General features: G+C 73.3%; 19 protein-coding genes. 9 read left to right on the forward strand and 10 right to left on the reverse strand.

Annotated features, from left to right (window positions below):
• The 3 genes from ACIRGB_RS21310 to ACIRGB_RS21320 form a co-directional block, all read right to left on the reverse strand.
• Positions 1–500, reverse strand: a 500-nt coding sequence (locus ACIRGB_RS21310) for a sigma-70 family RNA polymerase sigma factor (protein ID WP_403867202.1), incomplete at its 3' end; no start/stop codon positions are given.
• 127 nt (positions 501–627) lie between these two features.
• Entirely contained in the window at positions 628–1,557 is a 930-nt protein-coding gene (locus ACIRGB_RS21315; protein WP_403867205.1) for an anti-sigma factor RsbA family regulatory protein, read from the reverse strand.
• Positions 1,554–1,907, reverse strand: coding sequence for a hypothetical protein (locus tag ACIRGB_RS21320; RefSeq protein WP_403867208.1), 354 nt, complete (start codon positions 1,905–1,907; stop codon positions 1,554–1,556). Before ACIRGB_RS21320 ends, ACIRGB_RS21315 begins: the two co-directional genes overlap by 4 nt.
• A gap of 172 nt (positions 1,908–2,079) precedes the next feature.
• On the opposite strand from ACIRGB_RS21320, the gene ACIRGB_RS21325 reads away from it, so the two are divergent.
• Entirely contained in the window at positions 2,080–2,436 is a 357-nt protein-coding gene (locus ACIRGB_RS21325) for a PRC-barrel domain-containing protein (RefSeq protein ID WP_403867210.1), read from the forward strand.
• 61 nt (positions 2,437–2,497) lie between these two features.
• On the opposite strand, the gene ACIRGB_RS21330 is transcribed toward ACIRGB_RS21325, so the two are convergent.
• Together ACIRGB_RS21330 and ACIRGB_RS21335 are read right to left on the reverse strand one after the other, a co-directional pair.
• Entirely contained in the window at positions 2,498–3,061 is a 564-nt protein-coding gene (locus ACIRGB_RS21330) for a Dps family protein (protein WP_403867213.1), read from the reverse strand.
• A gap of 94 nt (positions 3,062–3,155) precedes the next feature.
• Positions 3,156–3,761 (reverse strand): flavodoxin family protein, encoded by a 606-nt coding sequence (locus ACIRGB_RS21335; protein WP_403867216.1) that lies wholly within the window; start codon positions 3,759–3,761, stop codon positions 3,156–3,158.
• Between the two features lie 43 nt (positions 3,762–3,804).
• On the opposite strand from ACIRGB_RS21335, the gene ACIRGB_RS21340 reads away from it, so the two are divergent.
• Positions 3,805–4,545, forward strand: a complete 741-nt coding sequence (locus ACIRGB_RS21340) for a class I SAM-dependent methyltransferase (protein WP_403867219.1) — start codon at positions 3,805–3,807, stop codon at positions 4,543–4,545.
• Positions 4,546–4,927: 382 nt separating this feature from the next.
• Positions 4,928–5,650, forward strand: coding sequence for an FAD binding domain-containing protein (locus tag ACIRGB_RS21345; protein ID WP_403867222.1), 723 nt, complete (start codon positions 4,928–4,930; stop codon positions 5,648–5,650).
• A 35-nt stretch (positions 5,651–5,685) separates the two neighbouring features.
• Here ACIRGB_RS21345 and ACIRGB_RS21350 read toward each other — a convergent pair whose 3' ends face one another.
• Positions 5,686–6,525, reverse strand: a complete 840-nt coding sequence (locus ACIRGB_RS21350) for a lysozyme (protein WP_403867224.1) — start codon at positions 6,523–6,525, stop codon at positions 5,686–5,688.
• 68 nt (positions 6,526–6,593) lie between these two features.
• Entirely contained in the window at positions 6,594–7,454 is an 861-nt protein-coding gene (locus ACIRGB_RS21355; protein WP_403867227.1) for a PhzF family phenazine biosynthesis isomerase, read from the reverse strand.
• A gap of 85 nt (positions 7,455–7,539) precedes the next feature.
• On the opposite strand from ACIRGB_RS21355, the gene ACIRGB_RS21360 reads away from it, so the two are divergent.
• From ACIRGB_RS21360 to ACIRGB_RS21385, 6 genes are all read left to right on the forward strand, one after another.
• Positions 7,540–8,427 (forward strand): LysR family transcriptional regulator, encoded by an 888-nt coding sequence (locus tag ACIRGB_RS21360; protein WP_403867230.1) that lies wholly within the window; start codon positions 7,540–7,542, stop codon positions 8,425–8,427.
• 310 nt (positions 8,428–8,737) lie between these two features.
• Positions 8,738–10,462 carry an ATP-binding protein gene (locus ACIRGB_RS21365; protein WP_403867232.1) on the forward strand — a complete coding sequence of 575 codons (1,725 nt, stop codon included), beginning with the start codon at positions 8,738–8,740 and terminating at the stop codon, positions 10,460–10,462.
• Between the two features lie 161 nt (positions 10,463–10,623).
• Positions 10,624–11,043 (forward strand): roadblock/LC7 domain-containing protein, encoded by a 420-nt coding sequence (locus ACIRGB_RS21370; RefSeq protein ID WP_171986992.1) that lies wholly within the window; start codon positions 10,624–10,626, stop codon positions 11,041–11,043.
• Complete coding sequence (locus ACIRGB_RS21375; protein ID WP_403867234.1) at positions 11,040–11,396, forward strand: DUF742 domain-containing protein; 357 nt, start codon at positions 11,040–11,042, stop codon at positions 11,394–11,396. The genes ACIRGB_RS21370 and ACIRGB_RS21375 overlap by 4 nt, the downstream gene beginning before the upstream one ends.
• A complete protein-coding gene (locus ACIRGB_RS21380; RefSeq protein WP_403867236.1) occupies positions 11,377–12,051 on the forward strand; it encodes a GTP-binding protein in 675 nt (224 codons plus the stop codon). The genes ACIRGB_RS21375 and ACIRGB_RS21380 overlap by 20 nt, the downstream gene beginning before the upstream one ends.
• Positions 12,048–13,307, forward strand: a complete 1,260-nt coding sequence (locus tag ACIRGB_RS21385) for a cytochrome P450 (protein WP_403867239.1) — start codon at positions 12,048–12,050, stop codon at positions 13,305–13,307. Before ACIRGB_RS21380 ends, ACIRGB_RS21385 begins: the two co-directional genes overlap by 4 nt.
• Positions 13,308–13,322: 15 nt before the next feature.
• On the opposite strand, the gene ACIRGB_RS21390 is transcribed toward ACIRGB_RS21385, so the two are convergent.
• The 3 genes from ACIRGB_RS21390 to ACIRGB_RS21400 form a co-directional block, all read right to left on the reverse strand.
• Positions 13,323–14,546 carry a cytochrome P450 gene (locus ACIRGB_RS21390; protein WP_403867241.1) on the reverse strand — a complete coding sequence of 408 codons (1,224 nt, stop codon included), beginning with the start codon at positions 14,544–14,546 and terminating at the stop codon, positions 13,323–13,325.
• 99 nt (positions 14,547–14,645) lie between these two features.
• Complete coding sequence (gene pepE, locus ACIRGB_RS21395) at positions 14,646–15,371, reverse strand: dipeptidase PepE (RefSeq protein WP_403867244.1); 726 nt, start codon at positions 15,369–15,371, stop codon at positions 14,646–14,648.
• A 51-nt stretch (positions 15,372–15,422) separates the two neighbouring features.
• Positions 15,423–16,265: an IclR family transcriptional regulator gene (locus ACIRGB_RS21400; RefSeq protein ID WP_403867247.1), complete on the reverse strand. Its 843-nt coding sequence runs from the start codon at positions 16,263–16,265 to the stop codon at positions 15,423–15,425.
• Between the last annotated feature and the right edge of the window lie 8 nt (positions 16,266–16,273).

Consider the following 16,273-nt stretch of genomic DNA (forward strand, 5'->3'; position numbering starts at 1 on the left):
ATCAGCTCCGACAGCTCCTGGGTGGTGGGGTTGCGGCCCAGCCGGCTGCGCAGCTCCTCGGTGGCCCGGGCCAGCTGGACGCGGGCCTCCTGGAGGCGCCGGGGCACGTGCACCGCCCACGAGGTGTCCCGGAAGAACCGCTTGATCTCGCCGACGATGTAGGGCACGGCGAAGGAGGTGAACTCGACCTCGCGGGTCAGCTCGAACCGGTCGATGGCCTTGATCAGACCGATCATGCCGACCTGGACGATGTCCTCCATCTCCTCCGGCCCGCGGCTGCGGAACCGGCCGGCCGCGAAGCGGACCAGGGACATGTTCATCTCGATCAGCGTGTTGCGCGCGTACTGGTACTCGGGCGTGCCCTCCTCCAGGACCGTCAGCTGCTCGAAGAACAGCTTCGACAACTCCCGCGCGTCCCTGGGCGCCACCTTGGACGGGTCCGCGATCTCCGGCATGCCCGTGGTGGCGTGCTCGGTGGCCTGTGCGGTCGTCGTCGTCATGATGTGCCCTCCCGGTGGATCGGTCGTCGTGTCACCCAGTCGGCCGACGACCGGTCGCCTACCCCGGGTCATGCCTCGCACACCTGGTGGAGTTCCAGAATTTCGGCAGGGGGTCCGCAACGGTGCCTCACACCCCCAGGTAGAAGCGGACCACGGTGCCCTCGTCGGTCGTGTGGACCCGCACCAGATCGGCGACGTAGTGGACGAGCAGGAGGCCGCGGCCACCGATCTGCCCGCGCTCCGGGGGCCGCCGGCCGGCGAGCGGATCCGTGAGCCGGCCCGCGTCGCGGACCTCGCACACCACCTGTCCCGCCTCGGCCCAGACCGCGACCGTTCCGTCGCCGCCACCGTGGACCACGCTGTTGGTGATCAGCTCGGACACCGCCAGTTCCGCGTCCTGGAGCCGACGCCCGGTCAGCCCGAGCGAGGCGGCCCGGTCGGCCGCGAAGCGGCGCGCCTCGGGCAGCTCCCCGGACCCGAAGGCCAGGGCTTCGGCGTCGGGAGCGGGCTCGAGCGGCTCGTTGTAGCGGTCGACGACCGCGCGCCAGTCGTACTCCTCGCTGACCCGCTCACCGCCGTCGGTGATGACCGTCGGGTGGGTGGTCAGGGCGTCGGCCAGGACCTCCGGGGCCAGCCGCGTCTCGTCGTACGGACACAGGATCGTCGCGGGACGGCCCGCGAAGGCCGCGTTGATCAGCGCCTCGTGCTGGGCGCAGGCCGGGTACTCCACGGCGCTGCGCTCGGCCCAGACCGGCTCGCCGATGATCCGCACCCGTACGTTCGCGTGCGTGTCGGCGAACGCCCGCAGTACGCCCGGGATGATCCGCCCCGGGTTGCGCCCGGCCTCGGTCATGTCCAGGAACGTGACGTTCCGCGCGTCCGCGCCGAGTCCCGCCCGGACCAGCTCCAGGTTGGGGCCCGGCACGGCCACCGCCACCGGTTCACCCGCGGCCAGTCCCTCCCGTACGAACTCCACCGTGCGGTCGGTGTACTCGGCCGCCGAGCGGTAGAACAGCGCCGGATGGTCGAAGCGCCCGTCGGTGGTTGCCGTGGTCATCGGGGCGCCACCTCGATCCGCTGCAGGGACGGCCAGAACAGGTCCAGTACCCGCGGCAGCTGCGGCGGCGGGTGCTCCACCACGACCCGGCCGGCGGGCAGGTTCATGGCCGTGACGGCCAGTGCCGTCACCCCGGCCACGTCGACGAACCGCACCCCCGACAGCTCCACGTAGGACACGTCCGTGTGCCGGCGGGACAGGTCGGTGAGGGCGTTCTCCCAGGAGAGCCGGGTGCTCACGTTGATCTCACCACTGGCCCGGATGCCGGGCCGACCGGGCAACGGGCCCACGTCCAGCAGGGCACCGTTCCCGGCGCCGGCCGGGCCGCCCTTGGCACCTGTGCCATCCACACTCGATCCCCTTCGGATTGTCCACCGGGCACCCGCGGGAGCCCGGGCGCCTCTCCCGGCCAGGCAGCCTATCCCGAGTGGGCGCCCTACGCCGGTGAGGGGACAGACAGGCGACGGCCGGGCGAAGCGGGGAACAAGACACTGAGCGCGTCCTCGGAAGGGAAGACTGGGCATGTTTGAAGCCGAAAACATTCGTGACTGGCGCGGCCTCGACGTCGTGGACTACGACGGCCGCAAGATCGGGACACTGGAGTCCATCTATGTCGACACCGTCACCGACCGGCCGGCGTTCGCCACGGTCACCATCGGTCTGCCGACCCGCCGGCGGCTCGTGTTCGTGCCGGTGGACAAGGCGACCGTCGGACCGTCCTACCTGAAGGTGACCTACGACAAGTCGCTGGTGAAGGACGCGCCCGGGATCGATCCGGACGGTGAGCTGGCGGCCGAGGACGAGGGCGCGGTCTTCGCCCACTACCACCTGCCCTACGAGCAGGGCAGCCGCGGCGAACGCCGCCTCGGCCGGCGCTGACCGCGCGGGCGTGTCCCGGCCGTGCGGCCGGGACACCGCCGTGCGGGTCCGTGCGGCCCGGCTACGCGATGTCCGCGCCGCGGGCCGCCGCCTCCGTCTCGGACGTGGCGTCGCCCGTGGCCAGGGTGCCGCCGGCGCTCTCCAGGTGCGCCCGCACGAACCACTGGAACTGCTCCAGGTCCCTGAGCTGGCCGATCAGGAGGTCCTCCGTGGCCGGGTCGATCTTGCCGGCCTCCTCGATCGCCGCGCGCATCCCCTCGACCACGCCGGTGTACACCACGTCGAGCGCGCCGAGGTGGGCGATGGCGTCCGCCCGTCCGATGGAGTAGTCGTCCCACTTGCGCTCGGACACCAGCGCCCCGGGCGTGCCCTGGGCCACCCCGCCGAGCGCGGCGATGCGCTCGGCGACGTCGTCGGCCATCTCGCGCACCTGGTCGACCTGCGGGTCGATCATCTCGTGGACCGCGATGAAGTGCGGACCCACCACGTTCCAGTGCACGTGCTTGAGGGTCAGGTGCAGGTCGTTGAGGGCGTGCAGGCGCAGCCGCAGCACGCCGATGAGCCGTCCGGCGGCCTCGCGCTCGATACCGGGGACCGTGTACTTCGGGGTCAGGTCGTGCGTCATGGCGGACCTCAGCTCCTCATGCGTTTCGTACGTCATTGCACGTGCACGAATGCCCCGTATCGGCTCCGGCAGACATGCGCGGTCGGACTCCGGATCAGGACGGCGGGGCGGGCAGCGGCAGCGCGCCGAGCGCGCGCGCCGCGTGCACCAGGTTGGAGGCCATGGCCCGGCCGGTGGAGACCGACCAGTCGTGGCCGCGGTCGTCGTCGAGGAAGTCCGGACCCGGGCCGGGGCCGAGGTGCCAGTAGGTCCAGGCCTGGCCGGGGATGGTGTAGCCGATGTCCGCGAGCCCGCCGCTGATCTCGCTGATGACGTGGTGGGCACCGTCCTCGTTCCCGGTGACCAGGACACCGGCGACACGGTTGTAGGCGACCGGGCGGTCCTCGTCGTCGGTCTCGCCGAGCATGGCGTCCATGCGTTCCAGGACCCGCTGGGCGACGGAGGAGGGGCGGCCGAGCCAGGTCGGCGACGCGATGACCAGGATCTGCGAGGCCAGCAGCTTCTCGTGCACGGCAGGCCAGTCGTCCCCGTCGCCCATGTCGGTCTCCACCCCCGGTTTGAGGTTCAGGTCGACGGCCCGTACGACGTCCACCTCCGCCCCGTGGCCCTTGAGCGCCGCGATGACCGTGGCGGCGAGCGCCTCGGTGTTCGACGGCTGGGGGGAGGGTTTGAGGGTGCAGTTGATCACGAGTGCGCGCATGCCCACCCTCTTCCCCGGCGGGGGTGACGCTATCGTCGGCCGTATGGCTGACGAGTGCTTCCGGCATCCGCGGCTCGCCGCGCTCCACGACGTGTTCGACTCCGACCGCGGCGACCTCGTCCCGTATCTGCGCACGGCCGACGAGTTCGGCGCCCGGAGCGTGCTGGACATCGGCTGCGGAACCGGGGTGTTCGCCCTGCTGCTGGCCGACCGCGGCCTCGACGTCGTCGGGGTCGATCCCGCCGGAGCCAGTCTCGACGTGGCCCGCGGCAGGCCGGGTGCCGACCGGGTGCGCTGGATCGAGGGCGACGCCGCCTCGCTCCCGCCGCTGCGCGTCGACCTCGCGACCATGACGGCGAACGTCGCCCAGGCGATCACCGGCCGGTCCGACTGGCAGAACACACTGCGCGGCGCGTACCAGGCCCTGCGGCCCGGCGGGCACCTGGTGTTCGAGACCCGGGACCCGGCCCGGCGCGCCTGGGAGGAGTGGACCCGCGAGCACACCCACCAGGTCGCCGAGGTCCCCGGTACAGGCACCGTCGAGAGCTGGTGCCGGCTGCTGGACGTGAGCGGTCCGCTGGTCACCTTCCGCTGGACCTACGTCTTCGGCGCGGACGGCGAGGTGCTGACCTCCGACTCGACGCTGCGCTTCCGGGAGCGGGAGGAGGTGGCGGCCGACCTGGCCGAACAGGGCTACGTGGTGCGGGAGGTGCGCGGGGCCCCCGACCGGGAAGGGCGGGAGTTCGTCTTCGTCGCGCGACGCCCGGAGCCGGACGGACGCTGACGCGGCCCCTTCCGGGCGGCCGTCCTGGCCGCACGGCCCCGCTTCCAGCACGCCGTGGGGAATCGGTGCCTCACCGTTCTTTCCTGGGACCGCCGACGCCGGGAGGCGTGGCTGTCGGCGCCGCCGCACTCGCGCGGCGACGGTCGTGCCGCGCCCCGCGCCCGGTGCCCGGCGTCCCGCGCCGGACGGACACCGACGGGATGACCGCGCGGGCACGCGTCAGGGGCCGTAGCCCCTGGAGCGCGCGGGGGGGCGCACGTGAGGAACGCGTGAGCCCTGTACGCGCCCCCTTCGTGGTACGGACAATCCCAGGGAGCGTGAACGCCCGGCGGAGGACGCGGTGTCGTCCGGCCGCCGACTCCCGGGAAGCAGGTCGATCGCCATGCTGTTGCGTCAGCCCACGACCGTGACCGAAGCGCAGGAGTGCATGGCGCAGGGCGCGGTGCCCGTCGGCGGGGCCACTCTCGTCTGGGCCACCTGGCAGCGCGACGGCTTCCCGGACCTGGCCATGTCGCTGCGCGGACTGCCGGAGGCGACCGCCGTCGAACCCGAGTCGCTGGGCGCGGCCGTCGTGCTGCACCGCATAGACGACCGGGTGCCGGAGGTACTGCGCCGGGCGGCGGGCTCGGTCGGCACCGGAGCCGTGCGCCGGACGGCCACGGTCGGCGGCAACCTCGTCGGCAGCAGCCTGCGCTGCCTGCTGCCCGCGGCCCTCGTCCTGGACGCCCGCGCCACGGTGCTGGGCCCGGACCAGCCCTACGAGACCGATCTGGCCGAGGTCGTGGCGAAGCGTCACCTGCTGCTCGGCCTGCGCTGGCGTACGCCGGTGGCCAGCGGCTACCGCAAGCAGCCCGCCGAAGCCGGCGGCCCGCCGCCCCTGGTGGTCGCCACCGCCGTGCACGTCGACGGCGAGGGCCGGCACCGGCTGCGCGTCGCCGTCCGCGAGGGCTACGACGTGCTCAGCGAGACCGCCGGATGCGACGCGGGCCCCGACGAGACTCTCGACGCCCTGGAGCGGACGGACCTCGGCGCGCTCCCGGCCGGGGCCCGGGACGTGGTGCGCGAGCAGGTCGCCGACATCCTGGGCCCCCGAGCCGGCCGCTGAACGCGGCGGCCGGCTCGGGGGCCCGGCGGAGCGCGTCAGCCCTTGGCCAGGGCCTTGACGCGGTCCAATGTCCCGTTGAACTTGTCGTGGTCCCCGACGGTCGGCCCTGTCGAGGTGTACTGCCACATCGTGTGGAAGCCCCAGCCGGCCGGGAGCGTCCCCACGGTCGAGGCGTACCGGGCGACCCACAAGGGGTTGTTCGCGCCGAAACCGCTGTAGTTCCCGGTGCACTGCGTCCACCAGTTGGTGGAGGTGTAGATGGCGGCGTGGCGGCCGGTGCGCTGCTTGTACCGGTCCAGGAAGGCCCGGATCCAGCTCACCATCTGACTGTGCGTCCGTCCGTAGCAGGTGGCCCCGTACGGGTTGTACTCGATGTCCAGGACACCCGGCAGGGTCTTGCCGTCCTTGGACCAGGCGCCGCCGTGCTCGACGAAGTAGTCGGCCTGGGCGGCGCCGCCGGCGGTGTCCGGGGTCGCGAAGTGGTACGCGCCGCGGATCATGCCGACGTCGTACGAACCGCCGTACTGCTGGGCGAAGTACGGGTTCCGGTAGGAGGTTCCCTCGGTGGCCTTCACATAGGCCCACTTCACGCCGCTCTTCCAGAGGGTCGACCAGGCGACGTTGCCCTGGTGGCTGGAGACGTCCACCCCCTCGGTCTGGGCGACGCGGGTGCCGACGGGGTGGCCCTGGACCCCTTCGTGGGCGAGGACGCCGGTGCCCATGTGGGCGGTGCCGCGGGCGGGCGTCCGGGTGTCGTCGGCGGAGGCGGTGGCCGGAACGGCGGCCAGGGTCAGGAGGAGTGACTGGGCGGCGAGGATGACGCCTGAGGTGAGCAGGCGTGAGTGGCGTTTCGCCACGCTTATGGGTCTGCGCATGGCACCCATCCGAACCGCAGTCGGGCCCCACCGCATCCCACAGTCGCCCAGACGGTGTTGAGGCGGCCTCAGACCGACGCCCCGGAGACGGGCACGGCCTGCCCCGTGACCCGAGTACGCGGATCGCGCGGACTCACCTCGATCAGCAGCTCGCTGGTCCGGCCCATGTCCTCCCCTTGGCGGATCGCGATCGTGCCCGGCCGGGCGACCAGACCCAGCTCACGGAGGTAGCCGCCGAACGCCGCGGCGGCCGCACCCGTCGCCGGGTCCTCCACGACACCGCCGACGGGGAACGGGTTGCGGGCGTGGAAGCGCTCCGCCGACTCGCGCCACACCAGGTCCACCGTCGTCCAGCCGTACCGCCGCATGACCTCGGCGAGCGCGTCGAAGTCGTAGTCGAGATCGGCCAGCCGGGCCCGGGACGCCGCGGCGAGCACGAGGTGGTCGTTGCCCCCGAACGCCACGTGGGCGGGCAGCGCGGGGTCCAGGTCGGCGGGGCTCCAGCCGAGCGCCCGCAGGGTGTCGTCGAGTTCGGCGGACAGAGCCGGGCGCGAACGCGTCGGCACGCTGGTGAGGGTGGCCCGCACCGCTCCGCTCCCGTCGACCGCGGTGGACACGGGGATCTCACCGGCGGGCGTGCCGAGGACGACCTCGCCCGGGCCCAGCCGCTCGGCGAGGGCGACGGCCAGCGCGACCGTCGCGTGCCCGCAGAACGCCACCTCGGCGAGCGGACTGAAGTAGCGGACCCGGAACCGCCGTCGCGCCGCGTCGCCGCCGGTGACGAACGCGGTCTCGGAGTAGCCCACCTCGGCGGCGATCGCGAGCATCGCCGTGTCGTCGAGGCCGGAGGCGTCCAGGACGACTCCGGCCCGGTTCCCGCCCGCCGGGTCGTGGGTGAAGGCCGAGTAGCGCAGGATCTCTGTCGTCATGGCGGACACGCTGCCAGCCGTCGGCCGATCGTGTCCAACGATCTTTCACGATCCTCTCCATCACGAAACCGCATACGCTGGCTCCGTGGACACCCGACTGCTGACGACCTTCACCGTGCTCGCCCGCACCGGCGGCTTCACCGCCGCCGCGGCCGAACTGCACCTGGCCCAGTCCACGGTCACCGTGCACATCCGCACCCTGGAACAGGACCTCGGCGTGCGGCTCTTCGACCGCCTGCCCACCGGCGCCCTGCTCACCGACGCCGGCCGTCGGCTCCTGGAGCGGGCCGAGGAGGTGCTCGACGCCGTGGCGCGGCTGCGGGCCGCGAGCGACGACTCCGGCGCCGTGACGGGGCGGGTCGTGATCGGCAGCCCGGAGTCCCTGTGCGCGAGCCGCCTGCCGGGACTGGTCGCCGCGCTGCGCACGAGCCACCCCGAGGTCGACGTCCACCTGTACGCGGCCGGGACCCGGGAGTGCCTGGACGGACTGCGGTCCGGACGGCTCGACCTCGCCCTGCTGCTGGAGGAGGAGACGGACTTCCCCGACGTGACGTCCGAGCCGGTCGGCCGCGAGCCGCTCGTCCTCGTCGCCGCTCCCGGACACCCCCTGGCCGCCCGGGAGCGGGCGGCGGACTGGGCGGAACTCGCGGGGGAGAGCTTCTTCCTGCTGGAAGAGGGCTGCTCCTACAGCGACGCGCTGGCCCGCCGGCTGCTCCGGGTGCCGGACGGCAGGCCGCGGCTGACCAGGTTCGGCAGCGTGGACGCGGCCCGCAACTGCGTCGCGGCCGGGCTGGGACTGACCCTGCTGCCCCTGACCACGGTGACGGAGGAACTGCGGCGCGGGCGCCTGGTCCGGGTCGAGGGTCCCGGCTTCCCCGACACACCGGTACGGCTCGCCCGGCACCGCAGGCGATGGACGGCACCCGCCGCACGAGAGGTCGCCCGGGCGCTCGCCCGCCACCTGGGCGACTGAGCGCGGGCCCTCGACCCCGCCCACGGACCGTCCAGCCCCGGAACACCTGCCCCGGACCACCCGCCCTCGGACCACCCGTCACAGGCAGAACGCCTGTACCACATCGGTGCGTTCGATGGGCGAGATGTCGGGAAAGTTCGCTCCTCGGTGGGGTCCGCGGCCGGTCCGGCATGCGCGGTCAACCCGGTGACTAGCATGAGCCGCAAGCCCGCCGGAGTGATCACCACTCACCGGTGGCACGGCTCCGGCCCGCGGCCGACCCAGGTCGACCGGCCCTTTCCCCGCTCTCAAGGACCCGAGGGACCGCGGAATGTCAGTGTCTGCACCCCCCACCCCGCCCCGGACGCGGAAACCCCACCGCTCCACCCCGGCCGTCGCCCTGCTCGTGCTGCCGGCCGCCGCCGCGGCCGCCGGTGCCGCCTGGGCGGCCGCTCCCGAGGCCGCCCGGAGCTGGACCGCCACCCTCGCCGTGACGTCCTGGCTGTGCGTCGCCGTGTCCGTCGTCCTCGGCTCCCACCTGGTCGGCCGGGCGCGCCGCACCGCGGCGGTCCGGCGGACGGAGATCAGCGCCCTCAAGGCCCAGCTCGCGCAGGAGAACGCCGGGCTCGTGCACCTGGTCAACGTCGCGTTGCCGGGCATCGCGCAGCAGGTGCGCGACGGCACCGGTGCGGACGAGGCCGTCGCCCGCACCGCTCCCGCCTCCGGCCCCCACCTGCGTCAGGTCGTACAGAGCTTCGCCGTCCTGGTGGAGGACGCCGTACGGCGGGCCGAGGACGCCGCGTCGAGGCGGGAGCAGGCGCTGCGGGAGACGCGCCGGGTCACCGCCGAGCTGGAACACCTGACGCACAGCACCCTGCCCGCCGCGGTGGAGAAACTGCGGGACGGCACCTCCGCGGAGATCGTCCTCGCCGAGCTGGAATGGCCCAGCGGAGCACAGGCCCGCGCCTGCGCCGAGCTGTTCGTCCGGGAACTGGCCCACAGCGAACGGCGCACCGCCGCCGCGCAGGCCGCCTCCGCCAAGTCCCTCAGCCGCGTCCAGGCCAAGGCCGTCAGCATGCTCGCCGACCTGAGGGACATGCAGGATCGTCACGGCGAGGAGGTCCTCGGAGACCTGCTGCGCCTGGACCACAGCACCTCGCAGCTCGGCCTCATCACCGACCGGCTGGCCCTGCTGATGGGCGGGCGCTCCAGCCGGGCCTGGAACAGGCCCATCGTGATGGAGAGCATCCTGCGCGGCGCCGTCGGCCGGATCGCCGCCTACCAACGGGTCCGTATGCACTGCTCGACCGACGCCGCGATCTCCGGCTACGCGGCCGAGGGCGTCATGCACCTGCTGGCCGAACTCATGGACAACGCCGCCAACTTCTCGCCGCCCATCGACGAGGTCCATGTCTACGTGGAGGAACGTACCGCCGGAATCGTCGTCACCATCGAGGACAGCGGACTGAAGATGGCCGACGCCGCCATGCGCCACGCCGAACAGGCGGTGTCGGGGCGGATGAACGACCTCGCCTCGCTGCAGGGCACCCGCCTCGGCCTCGCCGTGGTGGGACGGCTGGCCGCCAAGTACGGCGTCGGCGTGAGCTACCGGCCCTCCTCGCGCGGCGGCACGGGCGTCGTCGTCCTGGTGCCGCCCCAACTGCTCGCCCAGCAGCGGGACCCGGGACCCGTGCTGACCGGCCGTACCTTCGGCGGCGGCGCCCCCACCGTCCCCGGCCCGGCCCCCGCCGCGGAAGCCCCGTCGCTCACCCGGCGCGCCCCGGACGTCCGGCCGCAGGAGCGGACCGGCCCGCCCGAACAAGCGGCGCGCTCCGGACCCGCGCCCGCCACACCGGGCGGCCTGCCCCTGCGCTCCCCGGGCCGCACGATGGCCGAGGCGGACGCCGAGCGGGAGCGCCGCGAGCAGCAGCGGCCGCCCGTCGCCCCGGCCGCGTCCACCTCCCGCGACGCCGGGGCCAGCTTCGGCGCCTTCCACCGCGGACGCCGGTCGGGGGCGGCCGGCGGGACCCCGGAACCCGAACCGCCCGCGGGCTAGGCGGCCGGACCGCGACCGGCCTCGCGCCCCCACCGCACCGCACCGCACCGCGCCGCACGGCCCCGTCTCGGGGCCCTCGCCCCTCTTGCCCGTGTCGCTCGTGAGATTGGAGGAACGGGCCGGTGACCGCAGCACCCGGAACCACCGTCCCCGCACCCCACATGCAGACCACCGACAACAGCCTCACCTGGCTCCTGCAAAACCTCCTGGACCGCACCCCCGGCACCCGCCACGCCCTCGTCCTCTCGCGCGACGGCCTCAAGCTCTGCTGGACCGAACACCTCACCCAGGACCGGGCCGACCAGCTCGCCGCGATCTGCTCGGGCATCCAGGCCCTCGCCCAGGGCGCCTCCGTCGAGTTCGGCAACGGAACCGGCGGCGTCCGCCACTCCATGACCGAGTTCCACGGGGGACTGCTGTTCATCGTGGAGGCGGGCGAAGGCGCGCACCTGGCCGTCGTCGCCGTGGAGGACGCCGATCCCGGCGTGGTGGGTCACCAGATGACCGAGCTGGTCGAGCAGATCGGTGAGCACCTGCGGGCCGAGCCGCGCCACGCCGTCCCCGGAGGCAGCTCGTCGTGACGCGCAGGCCCGTGGACACCGGCGCACCCGACCGGCTCTACACGGTCACGGGCGGGCGCAGCCGCGCCGACGACTCGTTCGACCTCGTCACCCTGGTGGTCGCCGAGTGCGGGCCGTCGGCCGGCATGCAGTCGGAACACGTCCGCATCCTCGACCTGTGCCGGCACCCCACGGCCGTGGTCGAGATCGCCGCCGAGCTGACCCTGCCGGTCACGGTGGTCCGCATCCTGCTCGGCGACCTGCTCGCCACCGGGTCCATCACCGCCCGCCACCCGCGGCCGGTCCGGACCGCCGCGTCGCACCCCGATACCGCCCTTCTCCAGGAGGTGCTCCATGGGCTCCGCAACCTCTGACCCGGCCGCCTCCGGCTCCACCACCTCTGCCGGCCCCACCACGCTCTCCGGCGCCGTCGGGTCCTCGGGCCGCAAACCCCTGACCGACGCCGCGGAGACCGGGCTGAAGATCGTCGTCGTGGGCGGCTTCGGCGTCGGCAAGACCACCCTCGTGCGCTCGGTGAGCGAGATCCGGCCGCTCAACACCGAAGAGGTCATGACCCAGGCCGGAGTCGGCGTCGACGAGACCGGCGGGGTCACGTCCAAGACCACCACGACCGTGGCCTTCGACTTCGGCCGGATCAGCCTCAACGAGCGCATGGTGCTGTACCTGTTCGGCGCCCCCGGCCAGGAGCGCTTCTGGTTCCTGTGGGACCGGCTGTTCTCCGGCACCCTCGGCGCGGTCGTCCTGGTCGACACCCGCCGCATGGACGACTCCTGGTACGCGATAGACCGGCTGGAACACCACCGCACCCCCTTCGTGGTGGCCGTGAACCGCTTCGACGACGACACCGCCCGGCACTCCCTGGACGAGATCCGGCTCGCCCTGGCGCTGCCCGACCACGTGCCGCTGATCGACTGCGACGCGCGGGTGCGGACCTCCGGCAAGAACGTGCTGGTCACCCTCGTGGACCACCTCTACCAACTGGCCCTGGCCCAGGAGAGCGCATCGTGACCGACATCGACCCGTCACCCCACCCCGTCGCCGCACCGGGCTGCCCCGCGCACCCGGACGCCGTACCGCTGGCCGGACTGGAGTACCAGCAGACGCCGTCGGAGCTGTACCGGGGGCTGCGGGCCGCACACGGCGCCGTCGCACCCGTGCTCCTCGACGGCGGCATCCCCGCCTGGCTGGTCCTCGGCTACCCCGAGGTCAGCTATGTCACCAGCCACGACGAACTGTTCGCCCGGGACTCGCGCCGCTGGAACCAGTGGGGCGCCATCCCGCCCGACTGGCCCCTGCTGCCCTACGTGGGACATCAGCCGTCCGTCCTGTTCACCGAGGGTGAGGAGCACCGGCGGCGGGCCGGTGTCATCACCCAGGCGCTGGCCGGCATCGACCAGTTCGAGCTGGCCCGGGACTGCCGGCAGCTCGCCGGCCGGCTCATCGCCGCCTTCGCCGGCAGCGGCCGGGCCGAGCTGATGAGCGGCTACGCGCACCCCCTGCCGATGCGCGCCGCCGTGCGCATGTGCGGGATGCCGCACACCGGCGCCGAGACCCAGCAGCTCGTCGAGGACCTGCGCGTCTCCCTCGACGCGGCCGAGGGCGACGACCCGGTCGCCGCGTACACGCGCGTGGGCGAGCGCATCCACCGCCTGGTCCGCCACAAGCGCGAGCGGCCAGGGCCCGACGTCACCTCCCGCATGCTCACCCACCCCGCGGGACTCACCGACGAGGAGGTCGTCCAGGACCTGATCTCCGTCATCGCCGCCGCCCAGCAGCCCACCGCGAACTGGATCGGCAACACCCTTCGGCTGCTGCTCACCGACGAACGCTTCGCCCTGAACGTCTCCGGCGGCCGCCTCAGCGTGGGGGAGGCCCTCAACGAGGTGCTGTGGCTGGACACCCCCACGCAGAACTTCATCGGCCGCTGGGCCGTCAACGACACCCAGCTGGGCGGTCGGCAGATCCGCGCCGGTGACTGCCTCGTGCTCGGCCTCGCCGCGGCCAACACCGACCCGCAGCTCTGGCCCGAGGCACACGTCGGCGCCGAGAACTCCGCGCACCTGTCCTTCAGCAACGGCGAGCACCGGTGCCCCTATCCGGCACCCCTGCTCGCCGACGTCATCGCCCGCACCGCGGTAGAGACCCTCCTGGAACGGCTCCCCGACCTCGTACTCGCGGTGGAGCCGGAGGAGTTGACCTGGCGTCCGTCCATCTGGATGCGCGGCCTGACCGCCCTGCCCGCGCTCTTCACCCCCGTGGCCTGAGCGCCGGCGCGGTCGTCAGGCCACGGGGGTGAAGCGCACCGGCAGCGACTGCGGGCCCCGGGTGAACACGCCCTGCTCCACCACCTCGAAGCCGTCCTCCAGCCGCAGGTCGGGCAGCGCGTCCAGGAGCTGTCCGACCCCGGTCTCGACCTCGGCCTTCGCCAGCAGCGCCCCGACGCAGAAGTGCCGGCCGAGCGCGAAGGCGAGGTGGTCGGCGGCGGCCGAGAAGGCGGTCGTCGTGGTGAGGTCGTCGCGCATGATGTCGAAGCGGTCCGGGTCGCGGTAGCGGCTCTCGTCCCGGTTGGCCGCCCCTATCAGACAGGTGACGGTGGCACCGGCGGGTATCGTGCCGCCGCTGAGCGTGACGTCCGTCGCCGTCTGACGCATGATCATGTGGACCGGCGGCGTGTAGCGCAGCGTCTCGGCGAAAGCCCGGGGAATCAGGTTCCGGTCCTCGCGCACGGCGGCCAACTGCTCCGGGTGGGCCAGCAGGTTGGCGAAGATGCCGGCGATCGCCTTGTCGGTGGTCTCGCCGCCCGCCGCGAGCAGCAGACTGCAGAACGCCTTGATGTCCTCGTCGCTCATCCGGACCCCGTCCACCTCGGCGGCGCACAGCGTGGACAGCAGGTCGTCACCCGGCTTCTCGCGCCGCTCCCGGATGATCGGGAACATGTACTCGGCGAACTCCACCCGGGTGCGCGCACCGGCCGCCGCGACCGCGGGATCGCCGGAGAGGTTGCCGAGGAAGGCGATGACCGAGGTGTACCAGCCGTGGAACCGGTCGTGGTCGGCCTTGTCCAGGCCCAGCATGTCCGCGATGACGTTGACGGGGAACCGGGTGGCGTAGTCGGCGACCAGGTCGGCCCGGCCGGTGTGCCGGAAGGCGTCGATCAGCTCACGCGAGTTGCGCTCGATCACCGGCAGGAACCGCTCCTGGAGGTCGGTCCCGCGGAAGGCCGGGGCGACCAGGGCGCGCCGGACCGCGTGCTCCCGGCCGCTCAGCTGGAGGATCGTCCTGCCGTGCACGGGCTCGATCTGCCAGTCGTAGTTCTCCGTGGTGAACTGCCCGCCGCGGTCCTTGAAGACGCGTTCCACGTCCTCGTAGCGCGAGACGATCCAGCTCTGGGTGGCCTCGTGCCGGATGAGGGGAGCGCTGTCCCGCATCATCCGGTAGACCGGATACGGGTTCGCCGCGAACTCGGGGGAGAGGATGTCGGGGACCTGCTGCGCGGTGGACATGGGACTCCTCGGTCGACAACGGCAGTGCCGCACCAGGCTATTGACGATGCGGCACCTTCGACAGACCGCGCGGGGTGCCGGTCGTCGCCGTACCCGCCGTCAGGCGCGGGTGTCGAACTCGGCCCGCGCCCGCCGGAGTTCGGACAGGTCCGAGCCCACCGCCAGCTCGCGCGGGGCGGTGCCCCGCCTGAACAGCCGGGCGTCGCGCTCGCCGCCGAGCACGGCACGGTCGCCCTCGACCCGCAGCCAGGAACCCTCCCGCAGGCCCAGCACGGGCACGTCGTTCTCCTCCAGGAACTCCGTGAGCCGCTGCTCGCGGGTCTCGCCCTTGTGCGTCGAGCCGGGGTCCGGGTCGAGGTAGTGCGGGTTGATCTGGAACGGGACGAGGCCGAGCGTCTCGAAGGACGGCGGTTCGACGATCGGCATGTCGTTGGTGGTGCGCAGCGTGGGCGCCGCCATGTTGGTCCCGGCGCTGGCCCCCATGTACGGCAGCCCGCCGGTCGCGGCCTCGATCAGCGCCTCCCGCAGTCCCGTGCGGTACAGCGCGGACAGCAGCCGGAAGGAGTTGCCGCCGCCGACGAACACGGCGTCCGCCTCACCGAGCCGGGCGAGCGGGTCGCCGCCCTCGTGCACGCCCCGCACCTCGATCCCGGCACCGGCGAGCGCGCCGCGGACCCGGGCGGTGTAGGCGTCGTGGTCGGCCAGCGCGTACGGCACGAAGGCCAGCCGGGCCCCGGCGGGCAGGAAGCCGGTCACGGTGTCGAGGGCGTGTTCCAGGTAGCCGCGGCCGTGCTGGGTGGAGTTGGACAGGAGCAGCAGATTCACGGGGTCGGTCCTCGCAGACGGGTGGATCGGTGGTTCGGGTGGCTCGGCGGGTCAGGCGGTGGGGGAGGTGCGGGGGGAACGCGGACGCCGGTGGTGCTGGGGCGGGTGCGTCAGGCGCTGCTCCAGCAGCCGGGCGGCGCGGCGCAGCACCTCGAGCCGGTCCTCGGGCCCCTCGGGGAAGCGCTCCTTGGCGGCGCCGAGACTGAGGCTGCCGTAGGGCTCCGAGCCGAGGAACACCGGCATGGCGACCGTGCCGATCCCGGCGTCGTACTCGCCCACCGTCCACGCGTAGCCCTGCGCGCGCACCGTGCGGAACTCGCGCTCCAGCTGGTCGGGGTCGGTGACCGTGCGCTCGGTGAAGCGCGCCATCGGGCGCCCGCGGAAGAGCCGGTGGCGCTGCTCGTCGGGCAGGAAGGCGTAGAACGACTTGCTGGTGGCGCCCGCGTGCGCGGGATACAGCTCGCCGACCAGCGGGTAGTAGCGCAGCGGCCCCTCCTCGCCCTCGACGGCCGCGACACAGCGCATGTGGAAGCTGTCGGGCAGGCAGAAGAGCACCGTGTCACCGGTCGCCGCCCGCAGCTCCTGGAGCACCGGTTCCGCGAGCAGCTCCAGGGAGCCCGAGCGCTCCCACAGGCGGCCCAGGCGCAGGGCCGCCGGGCCGATGCGGTAGCGGCGGGTCGCCGGGTCGGAGACCAGGAAGCCGCGGCCCGCGAGGGTGGACAGCAGACGCTGGGCGACCGAGGTGTCCCAGCCGAACTCGGCGGCGATCTCGGTGACGCCCCAGTCCGGGCGGGTGCGCTCGAACGCCAGCAGCACCAGCAGGGCGCGGTCGACGGTCTGCAGCGCCCCGGCCGGCGTCCTGCGGTCCACGGGTTCGACCGGGCGACCGGTCATGACGGGCT

The organism is Streptomyces sp. NPDC102490 (genome assembly GCF_044765285.1).
In the GTDB taxonomy this organism is placed as follows: Bacteria; Actinomycetota; Actinomycetes; order Streptomycetales; family Streptomycetaceae; genus Streptomyces.